We start from the raw sequence: 18,753 nt of genomic DNA on the forward strand, positions 1-18,753 counted from the left end.
GTCAAGTCCTATGTGTGATTTATTTCACGACGCGTCCGTTCGAAATGCCGTCGGCGCCACTGCAGTCCTGCTCCGCCTGCGCGCAGATCTCCCAGCCGCCACCCAGCGCCTTGTAGATGCTGACAACGGCAAGCTGTTGGTGGGTGCGAGCGATTGCCAGCGCACGCCGGCTTGCAAAGTCGGACCGTTCGGCTTCGAGCACATCAAGGTAGATGCCTTCACCTGCTGAGAACCGCACACGGGCAAGACGAGCCGCCTCGCGATTTGCAGCTGACTCAAGCAGACGCAGCTCAAGCGTGCTACCCGCGGCGCCATAGGCTTTGAAGGCATCATCGGTTTCCTGCAGTGCGCGCAACACGGTCTGGTCGTAGACGATCAACGCCTCTTGGGTACGTGCCTCGCTGGCGGCGATGCGGGCACGCACGCGCCCAGTATCGAAAAGAGACCAGCGAATGACCGGGCCGAGGAAGCTGGACAACACTCCGGAGCCATTTACTTCATCGAGACTTCCAGCAACAAGCCCGATTGAACCATGCACTTGGATCTCGGGGTAGAAACCAGCCGTCTCGACCCCAATCCGAGCGGTCGCCGCAGCGAGAGTCCGTTCAGCCGCCGCAATATCAGCACGCCGAGAAAGGAGTGCTGCGGGATCGCCCACGGCGATTGTTCGAACTGCAAGCGCTTCACGCGCAGGCGTTACAGCGGGTGGTCTAAACGTCAGGGGCGTTTCGCCAAGAAGGATGGCCAGTGCATTGCTGGAGGCCGCACGGTGGCGCTCCAGTTCGGGCACGGCCACCTCGACATGGTGCAACAAGGCCTCGGCACGGAGCTGGTCGAATTCGCTGGCAGAACCGGCGTGCACGAGACGTTCGACCAGGCTCAGGCTTTCGCGCTGGCTTTGGCTGATGTCGGCGGCTACAGCTAGTTCGGCCTCGATACCGCGTAGCTCGAACCAAGTGGCAGCCACCGCAGCAGCGACCCCCGCCTGCACACCACGCAGCAGAGCCTCGCGGGAGCCTGCTTGCGCCTGAGCGGCCTCCACCGATCGCCGCACACGGCCAAAAAGATCGATTTCCCAGGAAGCGTCTACCGCGCCGCGATAGGTTTCTATCTGACGCGACTGACTATGGGGCGTCTCGACCTCACTCCGGCGACGGTTCTCATAACCAAGCTCAGCGCCACCGCTCGGCAGGAAGCCCTGACGGCTCTCACCCAACATGGCCTTTGCCTCTTCGAGCCGAACGACAGCGATACCTATGTCATGGTTCGCCGCGAGCGCCAGCTGGATCATGATGTTCAGAGCTGGATCGTCGAAGGTGCCCCACCACTTCACCTCAACGGCCCCTGTTCCAAGACCGGCGGGAGGCTCACTGAAACTGGCCGGAAACTGCGATGAAGGTAGTGAGTAGTTTGGGCCCACCGCCGCGCATCCAGTCAAGATTAGCGCACTCAGGGGTAACAGAACTGCTTGGTATGGACTTCTCATGACATGCTCTCCTCAATGTGCGGCTTAGCACTTGAACTGTGCCGCTCGAAGTGAGCCTCCAAGCCACGTATCACTACATAAAAAACCGGCGTCAAGAATAATCCGAACAATGTCACGCCGAGCATACCTGCGAAGACCGCAATCCCCATAGCCTGACGCATTTCGGCCCCAGCACCGCTTGCCAATATCAACGGTACGACGCCAGCAATAAATGCCAATGAGGTCATCACAATAGGCCGCAACCGCAATCGACAAGCCTCAACGACCGCCTCCAGCGCACTTGTTCCTGCAGCTTCGAGGCTGCGTGCAAACTCGACGATCAATATTGCGTTTTTGGCCGCCAAACCGACGAGCACGATAAGCCCAATCTGCACAAAGACGTTGTTGTCGCCCCCAGCCAGCCAGACACCGGTAATCGCGCTCAAAAGACACATCGGCACGATCAGCAGAACCGCCAGAGGCAGCAGCCAGCTGTTGTATTGCGCGGCGAGGATGAGATAAGCGAGCAGCACGCACAATGGGAAAATGAACAGCGCAGAATCGCCAGTCAGTTTTTGCTGGTAGGTAAGATCAGTCCATTCGAAGCTCATGCCTTCAGGCAAAACCTCCTTGGCTAATCGTTCCATGACCGCAACAGCCTGCCCCGAGCTGACGCCAGCCATCGCACCGCCCGAGATGTCGGCCGTAGGGTAACCATTGTAGTGCATTACGCGTTCTGGGCCGGCACTTGGCGTCACAGTGACAAAGGAGGACAACGGCAGCATATCTCCGGCCGCGTTGCGCACCTGCAGGCGGCCGATAGATTCGGCTTGCATGCGGTGGTCTGCATCGGCTTGGGCCGTCACCTTATAGGTTCGACCGAAGCGGTTGAAGTCGTTGATATATAGAGATCCGAGATAGACCTGAAGCGACTCGAAAACATCCGCCAGACGAACCCCCTGGCTCATGACCTGAGTGCGATCGATGGTGACATCTAACTGCGGCGCATTGATGTCAAGACTGGTCATAAGCCCAGCCACCTCGCCCGACTCGGTAGCTTTTGTCATCAGGATCTGGGTCTGCTGCACCAGAGCTGCTAGCCCAGCACCGCTGCGGTCCTCGACCTGCATCTTAAATCCGCCCGTCGCGCCAAGGCCTGGCACCGGTGGTGGCGGGAACACGCCGAGGAAACCATCGGGGATGCTGGCAAATTGGGCTTGCAAGCGCCCCGCAATCGCCATCGCGCTGAGATCGGGTGTAATGCGATCTTTAAACGGGTCGAGCATGATGAATATGACCGCGGCATTTGGCACGTTGACGAAACCATTGATAGAAAGGCCGGGAAACGCAACGACACTTTCGACACCTGATTCGGTCAGCGCGATCTTCGACATCTGTTTGACGACTGCGTCGGTGCGGTCCAGTGACGAGGCGTTTGGCAGCTGGGCGATTGCGACAAGATAATATTTGTCCTGCATGGGCACGAAGCCGGGCGGGACGGCCTTGAATCCGAAGAAGGTCAACGCAAGGAGTCCGGCGTAAACCAGAAGCGCCACGCCGCTAATCCGCACCACTTTGCGCACCGTGTTGCCATAAGCGTCAGGTGCATGCTGGAACGGCTGGCCTAGTGTCCGAAACAACTGTTCGGCGCGGCCACGCAGACTGTGTGGAACACGCACTATTGCCGCCTGGCGCGGACGCAACAAGAGTCCTGCGAGCGCAGGGCTGAGCGTGAGTGAATTAACTGCCGACAGAATGGTTGAAATCGCAATCGTGAGCGCAAACTGTCGATAGAACTCACCCTGCAAGCCACTTAGAAAAGCGGTCGGAATGAAAACGGCGGCGAGCACCGAGGTAATCGCGATAATAGGACCGGTGACTTCGTCCATGGCAAGCCGCGCGGCCTGTATGGGTTCCTCACCATTTTCGATGTGACGTTCGACATTCTCGACCACCACGATCGCGTCATCGACGACGATCCCGATTGAAAGCACCAGGCCAAACAACGACAACGTGTTCAGTGAGAAGCCCATCAGATGCATGACGGCAAAGGTGCCGATCAGCGACACCGGCACCGCTATAAGGGGTATGAGCGAAGCACGCCAGTTGCGCAGGAACAGCACCACCACGATAACGACAAGAAGAATCGCCTCCAACAAGGTGGTTACCACCGACTCCAGCGAGGCACGAACAAACACCGTCGGGTCATACGCGATGCGCGAGCTGAGTCCTTCCGGAAAGCTGCCTTCAAGCCACTGCATGGTTGTACGCACCGCCTGAGCAACGTCGAGTGCGTTAGCGCCCGGACTCTGGATGATTTGCAGCGCAACGGCAGGTTCACCGTCAAGCAGACTGCGCAATGCGTAGGTATCGGCCCCCATCTCAATGCGGGCAACATCGCGCAAGCGCGTCACCTGGCCGTCGCCGCCCGTACGAATGATGATGTCGCCGAACTGCTCCTCATCAGTTAACCGCCCGAGCGTGTTCACTGTCACTTGGAACGCGGCACTGGAATTGGGAGCCTGACCGACGGAACCAGCTGCCACCTGTACGTTCTGCTCGCGCACAGCGGCAATCACATCGCCCGCTGTCAGCCCTCGTGCGGCGATCAGGCTCGGATCGAGCCAGAGCCGCATACTATATTCACCAGCTCCCCAAACCAGAACGTCGCTGATTCCCGGGATACGGGACAGATCGTCGCGCACCTGGAGGTAAGCGTAGTTCGAAATATAGAGAGGGTCGTAGCGTTTGTCTGGCGATAACAGATGAACCACCATCAGGATGTCCGGCGAGGTCTTCTGCGTAATGACGCCTTGGCGCTGCACCTCCTCCGGCAAACGCGGCAGAGCGCGCGAGACGCGGTTTTGTACCTGGATCTGTGCCATATCGGCATTCGTCCCTTGCGCAAACGTGACGGTCAGGATCATTCGGCCGTCAGTGGCTGATTGCGACGACATGTATAGCATGCCCTCGACCCCGGTGATCGCCTGCTCGAGTGGCGCGGCTACCGTTTCTGCAATCACCTTGGGATTGGCGCCCGGGTAGGAAGCGGTCACCTGAACCGTCGGCGGCGTCACGGTCGGATACTCGCTGAGCGGCAATTGGAAGAAGGCAACGATGCCAGCGAGCACCATCAAAATTGAAAGGACGATGGCAACAATCGGGCGATCGATGAAAAAACGTGGGAATGTCATTGTACGGCTCCCGAGGTTTGTGACACCGCAATAGGTGTACCGTCAATCGCAGCGGACTGTGGCGTGACCTGCATGCCTGGGCCTACCAGCCCCTTGACAACGATGTGCTCGCCGGGCTGTAGACCTTGTTCGATCACGCGCAAACCCTCGACCACCGGACCCAGCTCGACGGGCCGATATTCCGTCTTGTCGTCTTTGCCGACAACGAGCACATAGTGGCTACCTTGATCGGTACTAATCGAATGATCGGAAACCAGAACCCTCGCTTGCGGCGCTCCGGTCTCTAGTTTAACCTTGGCAAAAAGACCGGGCGTCAAATGCCCATCGGGGTTGTTGACAACAGCGCGGATACGCACTGTTCCCGTCCCACGATCGCTGGTGTTGGAGAGGAAGTCGACACGGCCTGGCCTCGAATACGTCTTGTCGGTGAGCAGTGCCACCATGACCTTTTCCGCCTGTGCACCATGCGTGGTAGTGTGGTCTCGGCCTGCGGCGAGCGATCGCAAATAAGTGCGTTCGTCGACATCGAAATAGACGTGGATGGGATCGATAGAAACAATAGTCGTGAGTGGCGTCTCGCCGCTGAAGACGTAGTTGCCTTCTGTAACGAGGGCTTGGCCGACACGTCCACTGATCGGCGCCGTGACACGTGCGAAACTCAGATCCAATTGTGCGGCATCCACCGCTGCCTTTGCGGCGTCGACCTGTGCTTTGCTTGCATTCATAGAGGCGGTTGCGATGTCGAAGCGATCACGAGCAACGATCTTTTGGGCAAATAGCTGTTCGGCTCGTGCATATTCCGTTTGGGCAAGTATCGATGCCGTTTCAGCCTGGCGCAGGTGCGCCGTCGCGGCGTTCAGCGCGGCTTGGAACACCCGAGGATCAATGAGAAAGAGCTCGCTGCCCTTTTCGACGAAGCGTCCCTCGGGCAGGCTTACGTTCTGAATATAGCCAGCAACCCTCGGGCGCAGCTCAACCCGCTTGACCGCGGTCAGCGAACCTGTGAGTTCGACAAATGGCGTCACCGGACGAACGCTCACTTCGGCCACCGGAACGCTTGGTGGCTTTGCGGGACGGGCAGAGGGAATAGCCTCCTTGCATCCTGCGATAGCGAGTGCAACGCTTAGCGCCACAGTGGTTATGGTTATGCGTTTGACCTTCATCATTTTTTCCTTTCTCGATAGCAGTCGACAGTTAGTTTTGCTGAGCCGAGGTAGCTCCTACTGTATTTATCCGGCTTACTACGCTTAGAAGGTCAAGTGTTTTTTTTGATTAGTAAGGGGGGCCTTGCGAGACGCAGCGAAGTCTAACTCTGATGACGAAAAAATCATGATCAGCGACGAAAATCGCTAAGTATTAAGGCATGCACATAGAAGAAAACTTCCTCGACAAAAAAGCCAGACATACGACCTTGGCAGCTACGACCACTGCACTTACAAACGAGAGCGATTGGAAGTGTTGTTACTGCTTGCAGCTTTAGCCGACGGGTTGCATTCATGTTAGGGCTGACAGCAGAAATGGCCTGAATGCAGTTCCAAACAAACAGCATTAAACACTCGCGAGTTTTACTGTTCGACTACTTGGATATGAGACAATGTAAACTCGCAAATTTAGAGCTTAGAACTAAGCAGATACAGGCTGAAATCAGGAAATGATGTTCTGGTCTTAAGTGTCAGACTGAGCAGTAATCAAAATGAAGAGGAGCTGATACTATGATTAAATTCGGGGTGATCACTCAGGTGTTTGATCAGGGCTAGCGCATGAGTGCCATTGCCTTAATTGCATTAGATTTACTTCTGTCTGTGAGCGTTCAGTGTACTGTTCAACCCATATTAGACAATTTTAATTGAGAATTTTTGAACTCTACAGGTGACAGATCACCATTAGCAGAATGACGTCACTCCAAGTTCTAATATTTCATTGAAACAGTCACATCTAGCTTAAAAACTCCCTTGTTGGTTGAGCAATGTTAAAAATCCAATAGTGTAAAGCTACCAAAGAAACGCTCAACGAAGGCATTATCCCAACACGCACCTACCCATACTGTCTCAAAATTAAGTGCTGAAATAAAATTAGACCGGAGCAGGTGCAGTGGTATACAGAGTCTGACCATTATATTGGCGGTGATATTACATTTTTGGAAACAAATTCAATTACTCTGTCCTTAAATTATATCCATTTATAACTCGTTATGGGCGGATAAGCAGCACCTCTGTTACTAGGTGCTGCTCTCCTAAGAACCGTACATGCAACTTTCACTGCACACAGCTCAAGCCTCCACTAAGGTGCACTGTCAATTGGCGGTATTTTGCGACTTGCTGCTTCTATCTACACTGCAACAGGTTGACTCGGGTTTGGCCGGATATCCAATTTCCTCCAGAGCGTCGAGTATTTCGTCTTGCGATTGGCTGCTTTGTACATTGATACTGCGGCTGGTGAGATCTGCTGTTACGACTGCATCGGCGTCCAGTTCCTTTATTGCACGGTTGATCAAGCCAAAGCAGTGGTTGCAGGTCATATCGGTAATTTTTAACGTTAACATCGTAAATCTCCTTTACTAAGTGGGCAGCTAAAATTCTGCACCTTGCTACAGGGAGAAGGTCAAGGCTTATTTTCTGTGATGTTACCCAGTACCAGTTGTGCCAAAATGGCACAATGTGAGCAGGGGTCGCCAGTGCTGCAATCTGATAACTACTCAGTACTTGCTGGAAAAAGGCGGTCACACTGGTGGCAAACGTGCGTAAGAATATGAAAGAAAAGGCGATGTTGTTGTGGGATAGAGCGATGCTGTCGAGACTTTTCATCATAGAAACCATCAAAAAATATATCCTAAGTAGAGCACTCCAGACACCGCAGCGTGCATGGATTTATGCTCAATATGATAGCGGGACTCATCGCCTATCAATTAAAAGACAATAAGCCACAACTGAACCTCACTAACGGGGAGTTTAATGCTATTGCAGTTATGGCTAGTTAAACCGATCTCAGGTTAAATAAGGTCGAGCCAACCCCCTGCCCCGAGCTGTAAAATCAGCAATAACGTTTTTTACTACAGCAAACGGCAGCTTGCGAAACATAACATCAGATCGGTATATGGAACATCACCCACTTCAAGCAAGGTCAGTAGGCTGATTGACTCAATAACTAGACCATCCATAGTGCACCTCAATTCGTTATTTTTTAATATTATACGCATAGATGCGACAGCTTGTGTCGCAACTAAAAGGTATTTGTACAACGGACTCTTATATCATCGCTAGGCACTGAATTTGCGATAGCTTGTGGTACAGAAAGTGGTTTAAGTGGCTTGTTGGATGACGTAATTAATTTATCGCTCATCTACTACTAACATGTGAAGTGGTTCAATGCTACCGTTAAATACGACAAGCTGGTGATTGACATAGGGCGGAGGAATGAGAATAGTACGCGATAGTACGCGGCAGGTTGCAGAGAAGCCTGTCCGCAAAAGATGATATCACTCTGATAAATTAACAGCGTTGCGAATCGATTTCATATCGAACCCACAGCAATCAAATAAGTTTGGCTTAGCGGAATGCCAATAAACTTAGGAGAATTGTTTGTGAAACATGCAACCGCTAACACTTTCAAACCCGCCGGTATCAATGTTGAACCTTCTGACATTGTACCCTTGGCAGCCACCGAAACACCCTCCCACGGGAAATCTCATTCAGGATCTCAGTCAACAGAGTCCTTAGGTACGTTAGCTATCCCTACTTTGTATTTGCGTTTTGCGTTACCCATGGCATTCGCCATGATGCTCAGCGGCAGCTACAACTTAGTCGACTCATATTTTATTTTGAAATACATCGGTGCCGATGCATTGGCTGGGGTAACGATTGCCTTCCCGTTACAAATGATGATTTTCGCTTTAGCCTGCATGATAGGAAATGGGACTGCGACCTTAGTGAGCCGATTTTTAGGGGCAAACGAATTTGATAAGGCGAGTCAAATCGCGAACACCGGTTTCGCGTTAGCCCTATGTTGCGGCGTGATCGTCACTGTCGTGTCACTCGCCCAGCTCGATAATCTATTAGCGTTTATTGGGGTAAGCTCAACACTTGCCTTAGCTGCTACAGAGTATCTACAACCCATTCTCTGTTTTAGTCAGTTCACCTTTTTGTTATCCCTTAGCGGCGATTTACTCAGAGCACAAGGCAAAGTCATGGTGATGCTGCTGGTTATCTTGTTGTCGGCGGTCATGAACATCCTGTTCGATACACTCTTTATTGCCGTTTTGGAGATGGGAGTAAGTGGTGCGGCGTGGGCAACGGTAGCGGGCCAATGTGTGAGTCTATTTATCGCCGTCGTCTATTTTGTTCCCAATAACCGCTTTGCCAATAAGCAGGCGCTTCATCGGCAAGCTGCCCAGCCTATTTGTTTTAGAATAGAGCAGATAAAGCTCAACCTCACTGAGATAAAAGCGATTCTTGGCTTAGGTAGCCCAATACTATTGTCATATCTTGGGATTGCCTGCGTGATCTCATTGGTAAATCATATTTTAGTCAGTCATTTAGCCAATGCAGTGCCCAATACGCCAGCGGCGAATGAGGTCGCGTACATGATCAGCGCTTATGGTTTGATCGGACGCTTTAATATCTTTATCGCCCTGCCGCTCATGGCTCTAACCAGTGCAGCACAGACGATCAGTGCCTATAACTATGGGGCGATGGCATCTTCTCGGGTGTTAGCGTGTGCTAAATGGGGAATCGTCTTGACCTGCTGTTATCTGAGTGTAGTGACAATTATATTTATGGAGTTTCCTACCTCGGTTTTGGTATTTTCACCGATGACCTCGCACTCATTGCCGCCTGTATTAAGATTTCGAGTGTGACGTTTATCGCCTTACCTTTGGCGGGGATCACAGGTATCGCAATTGCTGTGTATCAAGGCACAAACCGCCCTAAGCTTGCATTGCTATTATCTGGGATAAAAATCTATGGTTTGTTATTGCCCCTGCTGGTCCTGTTACCTCAACTATCCTTTACAGATATTTCATTTATCACAGGTGTATTAAACATTAATATCATGCCAAACGCTTTGATTGAGTTATGGATGGCCTTTCCAATCGCGGACATTTTAGCTTGTCTCTTGAGTTTATTGATCATCAGTATTTGGCCTTTCATTCACGTGCCGCGAGCAAATCGAGTCAGTCATGGAGGTAATGCAAAATGAAGTTAGCCAATATGCAAGACTCAAGTGTTATCGCATTAAATGAAACCAAAATTCGCGCTAAAAAGCTGCTCAAGGCTTGTCAGCAGGATGAGCTGCCAGCCAAGCAAAGAGTCACAACCTTAATAGCGAAGTTGGGCATCTTATACTCAGATCTCCAGCTAAAGCATTGCCAACAAGTGATTGCTCGTGAGCTAGGCTTTATCGATTTTCATCATTGTCAGCGAGTCCTGTCGGGTCAAGCCATACTCGGGGATGATTGGGGAAACTTATTCCACACTAAGCAATGCGAGACACTACTGAATCATTGGTTTACTGGTTATTTAGCCGCGCGTGAGTTTAATACGCAAGCTGAGGACACATTGCTACTCCCCTACAAGAAGCAGTTTTTTGTGGTGGAGCGGCGGGATTACTGCAATGCACTGAATTTGCCGATAATTTTGCAACCAGTTGATAATGCTGGCGAACCGACTATCCTGCGAGATCTGGTGAGCAGCTATGCTTATGCAGATTGGCATTCCTTTGCTCTTGCCATGATCCAACACAAACTCCCCAAAGTGTAATGATGGCTGAGATTGTCAGGCATCATGTTGAATGAGGAAATCTAGAGTTAAATAATACAAGCAAAGTCATCATTGCTGATGGCTTTGCTTGTGAAATATGGCTGAAACACTGCGTTTCGGATCAGAAACGCAAGGCTAAAATAGCTAAAATGCAAAAAGCCGCTAATTGCTTAGCGGCTTTTTGACTAAATATGGCGGAGGAGCAGGGATTTGAACCCTGGGTGGGCTATAAACCCACGCCGGTTTTCAAGACCGGTGCATTAAACCACTCTGCCACCCCTCCGAACGAGGCGCATAATATAAGTAAGTCTGTTGACTGTAAAGCACTAACTCTCAATTACGCGCCAATTGTTGCTATTACACTCAATCCGCTGGATTTTGCTTCACATCGGACATTATGCCTACCCGTGCGGGATCTGGCTTAGTGAAATGTTTGGCAAAGTCGCCCCACTCTTGTTGACTCTTAAGTATATAGCCGACCACAACTAAGATAGCGCAACATAGGATACCCCAACCAATAGCCACTTCACCTAGGCTTGCCCACATAGCAACTAAGCTAGATGCACCAAAGGCAATGCTGATCTGTAAGAAGTTCTGTAATCCTGCGGCCTTAGCGGCATTCTGACTAAACTGCTGTAGCGCGCTGTTAACGACTATTGGATAAATTGCACCATTGGCCGCCGCTAAAATAGAGAACGAAATCAGCAGTGGGAAAATCGTGCTCGCGGGATAAATCAGCGTGAACATGATGATCGAAATAACGCAGGCTGCGAAAATCGACAACAAGATATTGAGTGTTTGATGCCCGCCAATGCGTTTTATCAGTAACTTACTCGCATAACCACCGACAATAAACATGATGGTTTGCGGGATAAAACTTAACCCAATTTCAGTCGCTTGATAACCGTGCATTTCCATCACAATCGGCCACACAGTTAGGTAGGCAAAGAAAGCACCGGAACAGGCACCGAAGATCACGACGTTGCCTAAATAGCGGGTGTTTTTCAAAATTTGCCCATAAGATACAGCGACATGTTCACTGTGTTTATGTTGACTCTTGCCTGGAACAAAGTACAAGGTCATCAATACCAGCAGAAAAGCGATAACACACAAGGAGATAAAGATTGCACGCCAGCCTAATTCGTTCAGAATATAAGCGCCAAGGATCGGTGCTAATGCAGGCGATAATGCAACCAATGGCATAATGTTGCTGAAAATACCTTGGGCTTTATCGGCATCATATTGTTCTACCACAATAGCTTGCCAAATAACCCCTGCGCTACAGGCGCCAATGGCTTGGAAGAAGCGCGCGGTATTGAGCATTAATATAGAATCACTGTTGGCAATAAACACGCTAGCAATGGCAAATAAAACAAGGCCAAAGATCAGTGCCCAACGTTTGCCGATTTTATTGACTAACGGGCCGTAAAGCAGCTGACCTAAGGCAAGACCCGCAAGGAAACAGGTCAGTGACATCGCCACCTGTGATGGTGTGCTGTTAAATGAGCTTTCAATTGCTTTGAAAGCAGGCAAATACATGTCAGTGGCAATAAAGCCAAGCATGCTCAACATGGCTAAATAGAATAGAAACATAAAGAACTTTATGTTTACAAAGGTGTTACTAGACGTTTTCATAAAATAATCGGGTCGGATTGACTAAAGTGTGCAGTCTAAAGACTTGTTAAATTTATTGGAAACGTTTATTTTTGACTTGTGCTATCAATTATTTTCATTGGAATGGACGTCAGTTATGCTCTCAGAACAAGCGCTAGAACTCATTGATATTGTGGCTCGTGTAGGTAGTTTCACCGCGGCGGCGAATCGGCTACATAAAGTGCCCTCTGCCGTGAGCTACGCGGTCAAGCAAATAGAAGAAGAACTCGGCGTCATTCTTTTTGAACGGCATCATCGCAGCGTAACGTTAACACCAGCGGGTGAACATTTTGTGAAGCAAGCCAGAACCTTGCTCACGCAAATGGACGAGATGAAACGTGGCACTCAGCGCGTGGCAAATGGTTGGCAACCCACCTTGTCCATAGCCCTTGATAATATCGTCCGTGCCGACAGGATCAGCGTATTAATTGCTGACTTTTATCGACACTTCCATGATATTGAATTAATTATTCGCATTGAGGTCTTTAACGGGGTTTGGGAAGCGCTCGCCACTGGTCGCAGTGATATTGCTATTGGTGCGACAACCGCAATTCCAGTCGGTGGTGTTTACCAATATAAAGACATGGGGGATATTGAGTGGGCGTTTCTTGTTAGTAAAAATCATCCCTTGGCCAGTATTGACCGCCCATTAAGTGACGATGAGCTGCGCCCTTTTCCCTCGATTTGTTTAGAAGATACTTCTCGGGAAATTCCAAAACGTATGACTTGGTTGCTCGAAAATCAACGTCGCCTCGTTGTACCCGATTGGATCCGTGCCATTAACTGTTTCCGCGAAGGTTTAGGCGTCGGTTATATGCCAGTGCATTTAGCGAGCGTGTTTATTAAGGCGGGTGCGCTGGTTGAAAAACAACTGGAAAATCCAAAGCAGACAAGCCCTTGTTGCTTGGCGTGGAATGCTGACAAGATGTCGCCTGCACTCGCTTGGGTGCTGGAATATCTTGGCGATACTGAAAAATTGCACAAAGAGTGGCTGGCTTAAGCTTGGTTTAAACTCAATATGCTGATCTAGTCATTGAAATCAGCATTGAGTGTGATTGTGTACCGTCTGCTTATGTACAGACTAAATTTTTACCTTCATAGTGGATGAAGACGCAGATACAAGAATCTTATTTTTTTGCTTTGCAGTTAAAGTTGAAATAAATAATTGAGTAAAATTTTGAAGATTAACAATTTGTTATTCATGGTTCTATGACTTTCACCCGTATCTCATGTACGGTATCATTGCACCAGTTAAGTTCATTTTAGGATTTTACGGGAACTTAGTGTGCTGTAAAAAATCAAAATGATCAGTTTGGAAATGTGTCAACGGAGATCAACATGACCCAAGAAACCTTATATTCGACGAGTGCGTCAACACTGGAAGTGAACAAACTTCTTAAAAACACTTATATGCTGTTATCGATGACATTGGCCTTCTCTGCCCTGTGTGCGGGTTTGGCAATGGCATTAAATATCAGTCCGTTAGTCTCCATTGGTTTATCGATTGGTGGCCTAGTACTGTTGTTTGTCACGTTACGTAAAGCCGAGTCTGCAGCGGGTATCTTCTGGGTGTTTGCCTTTACGGGTATGGAAGGTGCTTCACTGGGCTACATGCTCAATCACTACGCGGGTATGGCAAACGGTCCACAGCTGATCATGCAAGCACTGGGGTTAACGTCAGTGATTTTCGTTGCGTTATCAGCCTATGCCGTGACCACTAAGAAAGATTTCTCTTTCCTACGTGGATTCTTATTTGCCGGCTTGATTGTGGTGATCGCCGCCGCTGTGATTAATATTTTTATGGGTAACAGTGTTGCCTTTATGGCAATTAACGCGGGCTTGGCGTTACTGATGACAGGTTTTATCCTGTTTGATACTAGCCGTATCGTCAATGGCGGCGAAACTAATTACATTCGCGCGACTATCTCGTTATACCTAGACTTCTTAAACCTCTTCATCGCGCTGTTGCACCTGATGGGCATAGGCAACGATGACTAATCCTAGTTAGCGATTTTTAGCTTAACTTGCGTTAGAATGGCCCTACTTTTAGGGCCATTTTTATTTTAAATGAGCAAATTTATTATCCAAGTGAACGGGCCCGCTTATGGCACGTCGGCGAGTGTTAATGCCTTACGCTTCTCCCAAGCTGCACTTTTAGCTGGGCATCAGATTATCTGTGTGTTTTTTTATCAAGATGGCGTGTATAACTCCACAGATTTAAGCTTACCCGCCTCCGATGAAAACGATGTGATCAGTGACTGGAAACAGCTGGCGCAATCCCATCAGGTCCCGTTAGTCAATTGCGTTTCTGCAGCGCTACGTCGTGGCATTGTGAGTCAGCAAGATGCCAGCGAGAATGGCCTTAGCCACTGGAATGTGGGCGAGTCATTTATCATGGGCGGTTTAGGTGAGCTAATCACAGGTATTGAATCGGCCGATCGTTTGATCAGTTTTTAACTCTCAGGGCTACTATGAAAAAATTGTGTATCCTATTTCGCTGCTCGCCACATGGTACTGTTCGTGGCCGCGAAGGTTTAGATCTTGCCCTGCTTAGCGCTAGCTTCGAACAAGAAGTGAGTTTAGTGTTTGTTGATGAAGGTGTGTTGCATTTGATTAAAGAGCAACAGCCTGAGCTTATCGGTGCTAAAGATTACATATCCACCTTTAAAGCACTGCCGCTGTATGATATTGGCTCTGTGTTAGTCTGTAAGCAATCCTTAGCCGATTACGGCTTAAGCCATGGCTTACTGTCGATCCCAGTCACAGTAATCAACGATGAAGCCATCGCAGCCCATTTAAACCAAGTGGATGAGGTCTTAGTATTCTAATGATTTTACATCATATTCAAACATCTCCCAGTCGAGATAGCGCGCTGAAACTTTGTTTACGTTACGCCTGTAAGGAAGATGCGATTTTATTATCGAGCGATGGCGTTAACGCGTTACTGCTGCGCCAGTGGGCAATGGCATTATCGCCCTTCAAGTTGATGGTCTTAAAAGACGATGTTATCGCACGTGGCCTATCCGAACGTTTAAAGAACGTGATGCTTATCGATTACAATGAGTTTGTGGCTCAATCATTACTCCATGACAAGGTGATAACGTGGTAAATCCATTGCAATTTAATGGCGCAGAAATCGCCCGTGACCATCAAGGTTATTTAAAAAATCTTAACGATTGGCAACCCGATATGGCCCTGTTGTTAGCAGCAGAAGAGCAAATTTTACTTACGCCAGCCCATTGGGAAGTGATTAACTTTGTTCGAGATTTCTATCTCGAATATAAAACGAGCCCTGCTATCCGTGTATTAGTTAAAGCCATTGGCCAAGCCTTAGGACCAGACAAAGGCAATTCAAAATACTTATATACCCTATTCCCGATTGGACCTGCGAAACAAGCAACGAAAATCGCGGGCCTGCCCAAACCAGCTAAGTGTATTTAATGGCAAAGGGTTAAGTCATCACGTAAACATGATACAAACAAAAAGGCATGTTCCCTTGGGAAACATGCCTTTCTTTTTACTTGAACAAAGTTGATAGGGTTATTTGACGTTTTCTAACACAACCCAGATGGCTTTGCCTACGGTGGCAAGCATTACAGCAAAAAATACTGCAATCACAGCGGTATAGGAAAGCCAACGGAGATAGCGCTGGCCTTTATCCATAGTATTATTTTGTGTTCCATTAGCCTATTTGAGTCAAACCGCCCATGTAAGGACGCAGAACTTCAGGGACTGTGATACTGCCATCAGCATTTTGATAGTTTTCTAAAATAGCCACTAAAGTACGACCTACAGCTAAACCTGAGCCGTTTAACGTATGCAATAGCGCAGGCTTATTGTCTGCTTTCACACGGTAACGCGCTTGCATACGACGGGCTTGGAAATCCTTCATGTTTGAGCAAGAAGAAATCTCACGATAGGTATTTTGTGCTGGTAACCAGACTTCGATATCGTAGGTTTTGCTTGAGCCAAAGCCCATATCGCCAGTACATAAAATCACTGTTCGATACGGTAAACCTAAACGTTGCAACACAGTTTCAGCATGACCTGTCAGCGCTTCAAGTGCCGCCATTGAATCTTCAGGCTTAACAATTTGCACCATTTCAACTTTATCGAATTGGTGCTGACGGATCAGACCACGGGTATCTTTGCCGTATGAGCCGGCTTCGCTGCGGAAACATGCAGTATGCGCTGTTAACTTTATTGGCAGCTCGTCTTCATCAACAATGCTATCGCGAACTAAGTTCGTTAATGGCACTTCTGCGGTTGGGATAAGGCTCAAGCCTTGGCCTTCTTCAGTCGCAGGTTTAGTGTGGAATAAGTCTTCACCAAACTTAGGTAGCTGGCCTGTGCCGAGTAAGCTTGCCTCGTTAACCAGTAATGGCACATAGGCTTCGGTATAACCGTGCTCTGTGGTATGTAAGTCCAACATGAACTGACCAATGGCGCGGTTTAAGCGGGCGACTTGGCCTTTCATCACGATGAAACGTGAGCCAGTGATTTTAACGGCATTTTTAAAATCTAAGCCGTTTAGGCCTTCACCTAAATCGATATGATCTTTAATTGGGAAATCAAAAGTGCGTGGCGTACCCCAACGTCTCACTTCAACGTTCTCTGTTTCATCGGCACCCATTGGTACTGATTCATCAGGCAGGTTAGGCATAGACATGGCAATGGCATTGACTTCTTCAAGTATAGCGGCCAGTTCAATCTTTTTGGCATCCAACTGTGAACCTAAATCGCCCACTTGCGCCATGATCGCGTCAACATCTTCACCACGGGCTTTAGCTTGGCCAATGGATTTGGAGATAGCATTACGCGACGCTTGTAATTCTTCGGTAGCCACTTGCAGTGACTTACGTTTTTCTTCTAATTGAATGAGATGAGCTATGTCTAAAATAAAGCCACGGGTAGCCAGTCGCTCAGCGGTAACTTCTAATTCGTTGCGCAAAAATTTAGGATCTAACATGTGATATATTCTTAATAGTTAAATGCGAGAAAAAACCAGTTGTTGACCTAAGTACACCATGAATAAACATAGACTTAGATTCAACACCACATTCAAAATCGCCTTCAGCCAATCCCCTTCTTGCATCAGCAACAAGGTTTCATTAGAGAAAGTCGAAAACGTTGTCAAAGCACCTAATAGACCGATACCTATAAGCGCTTTGAGTTCAGGGCTGATATGACTCATTTGCCCCAGAGCGTAAATTACGCCCATAAAAAATGAACCTATAACATTAACCAACAGTGTACCAAAAGGAAAACTGCTGCCAAATACTTGGATCATGAATATTGAAATAAGATAGCGTAAAACTGCTCCAATTGACCCGCCGAAAGCCACTAATAAGATGTTAGTCATATCTTTTGTTCTCACTGGCTTGATCTAACTGGGCTAATTGCGCCAATTTATCTTTGATCCGCTTCTCAAACCCTCGCTCAGTCGGAAAATAAAACTGTGCTGTTTGCAGGGATTCGGGGAAATAATTTTCACCACTGGCATAGGCATTGGCTTCATCGTGGGCATATCGATACCCAGCTCCCATGCCGATGTCTTTCATTAACTGAGTCGGTGCATTGCGTAAATGGTGCGGCACTTCGACTTGCCCTGTTTCGCGAGCTAACGCACGCGCCGCCTTAAATGCGGTATACACAGCGTTGCTCTTCGGCGCACTGGCAAGATAAACAATGGCTTGTGCTATTGCTCTCTCACCTTCGGCGGGGCCAACACGGTGAAAACAATCCCAGGCATTCAGTGCGATTGTCATCGCCGCAGGATCGGCATTGCCCACATCTTCAGAGGCAATCGCCAGTAAGCGCCTTGCCACGTAAAGCGGATCGCCACCGCCTTCTAATATTCGACAAAACCAATACAACGCGGCATCGGGTGCTGATCCGCGAATGGATTTATGTACAGCCGAGATTAAATCGTAAAACTGATCACCGTTCTTATCAAAACCAGCAACTTGGTGCCCCGCCACTTGAATTAACATTTCAGTGGTAAAGGTGCCACCGTCGATGAGCATATCACTCATCAACTCAATAAGATTTAACGCTTTACGGGCATCACCATCACAAAGTTGTGCCAATGTGGTGAGCACATCGGTTGGCATTACAAATCGTCGTAGGCCTAAACCGCGCTCGTTATCGTTTAAGGCTTGAGTCACTATATGGGCGATTTCATCATGGCTTAAGCGCTTGATAAGATAGACCCTTGCCCGCGAGAGTAAGGCATTATTGATTTCAAAAGACGGATTTTCTGTGGTCGCGCCGATAAAGATCACTGTGCCATCTTCAATAAATGGCAGAAAGGCATCCTGCTGACTCTTATTAAATCGGTGGACTTCATCGACAAACAATAGAGTACGTTGGCCACGGGATTCTGCAACGGCTTTTGCTTGCTCAATCGCGGCGCGAATGTCCTTAACGCCAGAGGTGACCGCGGAAATGCGCTCAACGTGAGCATTTGAATAATGTGCGATTAATTCAGCTAAGGTTGTTTTACCTGTGCCCGGCGGTCCCCACAACATCATGGAATGGGCGCGCCCAGCTTCCAATGCTTTGCGTAGTGGTTGGCCCTCACCCAGTAAATGGGCTTGACCTATGTACTCGCCAATCGTTCTTGGCCGCATGCGCGCGGCCAAGGGACGAAAATCGGGTGCAAAATTAAACGATAAACTGCTCACGC

General features: G+C 48.9%; 18 protein-coding genes, 1 tRNA gene and 2 pseudogenes. 10 read left to right on the forward strand and 11 right to left on the reverse strand.

Features of this window, described 5'->3' with window-relative positions:
- Positions 1-19: 19 nt before the first annotated feature.
- The 5 genes and pseudogenes from L5L94_RS03465 to L5L94_RS03485 form a co-directional block, all read right to left on the reverse strand.
- On the reverse strand, positions 20-1,486 hold the full coding sequence (locus L5L94_RS03465; protein WP_263161172.1) for an efflux transporter outer membrane subunit: 1,467 nt from the start codon (positions 1,484-1,486) through the stop codon (positions 20-22).
- Entirely contained in the window at positions 1,483-4,659 is a 3,177-nt protein-coding gene (locus tag L5L94_RS03470; protein ID WP_263161175.1) for an efflux RND transporter permease subunit, read from the reverse strand. The genes L5L94_RS03465 and L5L94_RS03470 overlap by 4 nt, the downstream gene beginning before the upstream one ends.
- The gene (locus L5L94_RS03475; protein WP_317629624.1) at positions 4,656-5,825 is read right to left on the reverse strand and encodes an efflux RND transporter periplasmic adaptor subunit; all 1,170 of its coding nucleotides are present in this window, start codon (positions 5,823-5,825) and stop codon (positions 4,656-4,658) included. Before L5L94_RS03475 ends, L5L94_RS03470 begins: the two co-directional genes overlap by 4 nt.
- 656 nt (positions 5,826-6,481) lie before the next feature.
- Positions 6,482-6,697, reverse strand: a pseudogene (locus tag L5L94_RS03480) (IS3 family transposase); the annotation flags it as partial.
- Positions 6,698-6,952: 255 nt separating this feature from the next.
- Entirely contained in the window at positions 6,953-7,201 is a 249-nt protein-coding gene (locus L5L94_RS03485) for a heavy-metal-associated domain-containing protein (RefSeq protein ID WP_105252492.1), read from the reverse strand.
- Between the two features lie 170 nt (positions 7,202-7,371).
- Here L5L94_RS03485 and L5L94_RS03490 point away from each other — a divergent pair.
- From L5L94_RS03490 to L5L94_RS03505, 4 genes and pseudogenes are all read left to right on the forward strand, one after another.
- Positions 7,372-7,636 (forward strand): annotated as a pseudogene (locus tag L5L94_RS03490) (transposase); the annotation flags it as partial.
- Between the two features lie 603 nt (positions 7,637-8,239).
- Positions 8,240-9,511 (forward strand): MATE family efflux transporter, encoded by a 1,272-nt coding sequence (locus L5L94_RS03495; RefSeq protein ID WP_263161179.1) that lies wholly within the window; start codon positions 8,240-8,242, stop codon positions 9,509-9,511.
- A complete protein-coding gene (locus L5L94_RS03500) occupies positions 9,508-9,852 on the forward strand; it encodes a hypothetical protein (RefSeq protein ID WP_263161182.1) in 345 nt (114 codons plus the stop codon). Before L5L94_RS03495 ends, L5L94_RS03500 begins: the two co-directional genes overlap by 4 nt.
- The gene (locus L5L94_RS03505) at positions 9,849-10,412 is read left to right on the forward strand and encodes a hypothetical protein (RefSeq protein ID WP_263161184.1); all 564 of its coding nucleotides are present in this window, start codon (positions 9,849-9,851) and stop codon (positions 10,410-10,412) included. Before L5L94_RS03500 ends, L5L94_RS03505 begins: the two co-directional genes overlap by 4 nt.
- Positions 10,413-10,604: 192 nt before the next feature.
- Here the strand turns inward: L5L94_RS03505 and L5L94_RS03510 are convergent.
- Both L5L94_RS03510 and punC read right to left on the reverse strand, forming a co-directional pair.
- A tRNA-Ser gene (locus L5L94_RS03510) sits at positions 10,605-10,695 on the reverse strand.
- 80 nt (positions 10,696-10,775) lie between these two features.
- Complete coding sequence (gene punC, locus L5L94_RS03515; protein WP_263161187.1) at positions 10,776-12,047, reverse strand: purine nucleoside transporter PunC; 1,272 nt, start codon at positions 12,045-12,047, stop codon at positions 10,776-10,778.
- Positions 12,048-12,162: 115 nt separating this feature from the next.
- On the opposite strand from punC, the gene punR reads away from it, so the two are divergent.
- The 6 genes from punR (at position 12,163) to L5L94_RS03545 (ending at position 15,506) form a co-directional block, all read left to right on the forward strand.
- Positions 12,163-13,065, forward strand: coding sequence for a DNA-binding transcriptional activator PunR (gene punR, locus L5L94_RS03520; protein ID WP_028759950.1), 903 nt, complete (start codon positions 12,163-12,165; stop codon positions 13,063-13,065).
- Positions 13,066-13,403: 338 nt separating this feature from the next.
- The gene (locus L5L94_RS03525) at positions 13,404-14,063 is read left to right on the forward strand and encodes a Bax inhibitor-1/YccA family protein (protein ID WP_028759949.1); all 660 of its coding nucleotides are present in this window, start codon (positions 13,404-13,406) and stop codon (positions 14,061-14,063) included.
- A gap of 69 nt (positions 14,064-14,132) precedes the next feature.
- Positions 14,133-14,522, forward strand: coding sequence for a sulfurtransferase complex subunit TusD (tusD, locus tag L5L94_RS03530; RefSeq protein ID WP_028759948.1), 390 nt, complete (start codon positions 14,133-14,135; stop codon positions 14,520-14,522).
- A 14-nt stretch (positions 14,523-14,536) separates the two neighbouring features.
- The gene (gene tusC / locus L5L94_RS03535; protein ID WP_168827718.1) at positions 14,537-14,893 is read left to right on the forward strand and encodes a sulfurtransferase complex subunit TusC; all 357 of its coding nucleotides are present in this window, start codon (positions 14,537-14,539) and stop codon (positions 14,891-14,893) included.
- A complete protein-coding gene (gene tusB, locus L5L94_RS03540; protein ID WP_168827719.1) occupies positions 14,893-15,174 on the forward strand; it encodes a sulfurtransferase complex subunit TusB in 282 nt (93 codons plus the stop codon). The genes tusC and tusB overlap by 1 nt, the downstream gene beginning before the upstream one ends.
- The gene (locus L5L94_RS03545; protein ID WP_028759945.1) at positions 15,168-15,506 is read left to right on the forward strand and encodes a TusE/DsrC/DsvC family sulfur relay protein; all 339 of its coding nucleotides are present in this window, start codon (positions 15,168-15,170) and stop codon (positions 15,504-15,506) included. Before tusB ends, L5L94_RS03545 begins: the two co-directional genes overlap by 7 nt.
- Positions 15,507-15,605: 99 nt before the next feature.
- On the opposite strand, the gene L5L94_RS03550 is transcribed toward L5L94_RS03545, so the two are convergent.
- The 4 genes from L5L94_RS03550 to L5L94_RS03565 are packed head-to-tail and all read right to left on the reverse strand — an operon-like array spanning position 15,606 to position 18,751.
- The gene (locus L5L94_RS03550) at positions 15,606-15,728 is read right to left on the reverse strand and encodes a hypothetical protein (protein WP_028759944.1); all 123 of its coding nucleotides are present in this window, start codon (positions 15,726-15,728) and stop codon (positions 15,606-15,608) included.
- Positions 15,729-15,747: 19 nt separating this feature from the next.
- On the reverse strand, positions 15,748-17,034 hold the full coding sequence (gene serS, locus L5L94_RS03555; protein WP_263161193.1) for a serine--tRNA ligase: 1,287 nt from the start codon (positions 17,032-17,034) through the stop codon (positions 15,748-15,750).
- A gap of 18 nt (positions 17,035-17,052) precedes the next feature.
- Entirely contained in the window at positions 17,053-17,427 is a 375-nt protein-coding gene (gene crcB, locus L5L94_RS03560) for a fluoride efflux transporter CrcB (protein WP_028759942.1), read from the reverse strand.
- A complete protein-coding gene (locus L5L94_RS03565) occupies positions 17,420-18,751 on the reverse strand; it encodes a replication-associated recombination protein A (protein ID WP_131525570.1) in 1,332 nt (443 codons plus the stop codon). Before L5L94_RS03565 ends, crcB begins: the two co-directional genes overlap by 8 nt.
- Between the last annotated feature and the right edge of the window lie 2 nt (positions 18,752-18,753).

This window comes from Shewanella sp. SM21 (assembly GCF_025654335.1).
GTDB classification, from domain to species: domain Bacteria; phylum Pseudomonadota; class Gammaproteobacteria; order Enterobacterales; family Shewanellaceae; genus Shewanella; species Shewanella oncorhynchi.

Excerpts from the sequence above, each read along its gene's own strand:
- L5L94_RS03465 (WP_263161172.1), bottom strand. The coding sequence starts at position 1,486 with ATGAGAAGTCCATACCAAGCAGTTCTGTTACCCCTGAGTGCGCTAATC.
- L5L94_RS03470 (WP_263161175.1), bottom strand. The coding sequence starts at position 4,659 with ATGACATTCCCACGTTTTTTCATCGATCGCCCGATTGTTGCCATCGTC.
- L5L94_RS03475 (WP_317629624.1), bottom strand. The coding sequence starts at position 5,825 with ATGATGAAGGTCAAACGCATAACCATAACCACTGTGGCGCTAAGCGTT.
- L5L94_RS03485 (WP_105252492.1), bottom strand. The coding sequence starts at position 7,201 with ATGTTAACGTTAAAAATTACCGATATGACCTGCAACCACTGCTTTGGC.
- L5L94_RS03505 (WP_263161184.1), top strand. The coding sequence starts at position 9,849 with ATGAAGTTAGCCAATATGCAAGACTCAAGTGTTATCGCATTAAATGAA.
- punC (WP_263161187.1), bottom strand. The coding sequence starts at position 12,047 with ATGAAAACGTCTAGTAACACCTTTGTAAACATAAAGTTCTTTATGTTT.
- punR (WP_028759950.1), top strand. The coding sequence starts at position 12,163 with ATGCTCTCAGAACAAGCGCTAGAACTCATTGATATTGTGGCTCGTGTA.
- L5L94_RS03525 (WP_028759949.1), top strand. The coding sequence starts at position 13,404 with ATGACCCAAGAAACCTTATATTCGACGAGTGCGTCAACACTGGAAGTG.
- tusD (WP_028759948.1), top strand. The coding sequence starts at position 14,133 with ATGAGCAAATTTATTATCCAAGTGAACGGGCCCGCTTATGGCACGTCG.
- tusC (WP_168827718.1), top strand. The coding sequence starts at position 14,537 with ATGAAAAAATTGTGTATCCTATTTCGCTGCTCGCCACATGGTACTGTT.
- tusB (WP_168827719.1), top strand. The coding sequence starts at position 14,893 with ATGATTTTACATCATATTCAAACATCTCCCAGTCGAGATAGCGCGCTG.
- L5L94_RS03550 (WP_028759944.1), bottom strand. The coding sequence starts at position 15,728 with ATGGATAAAGGCCAGCGCTATCTCCGTTGGCTTTCCTATACCGCTGTG.
- serS (WP_263161193.1), bottom strand. The coding sequence starts at position 17,034 with ATGTTAGATCCTAAATTTTTGCGCAACGAATTAGAAGTTACCGCTGAG.
- crcB (WP_028759942.1), bottom strand. The coding sequence starts at position 17,427 with ATGACTAACATCTTATTAGTGGCTTTCGGCGGGTCAATTGGAGCAGTT.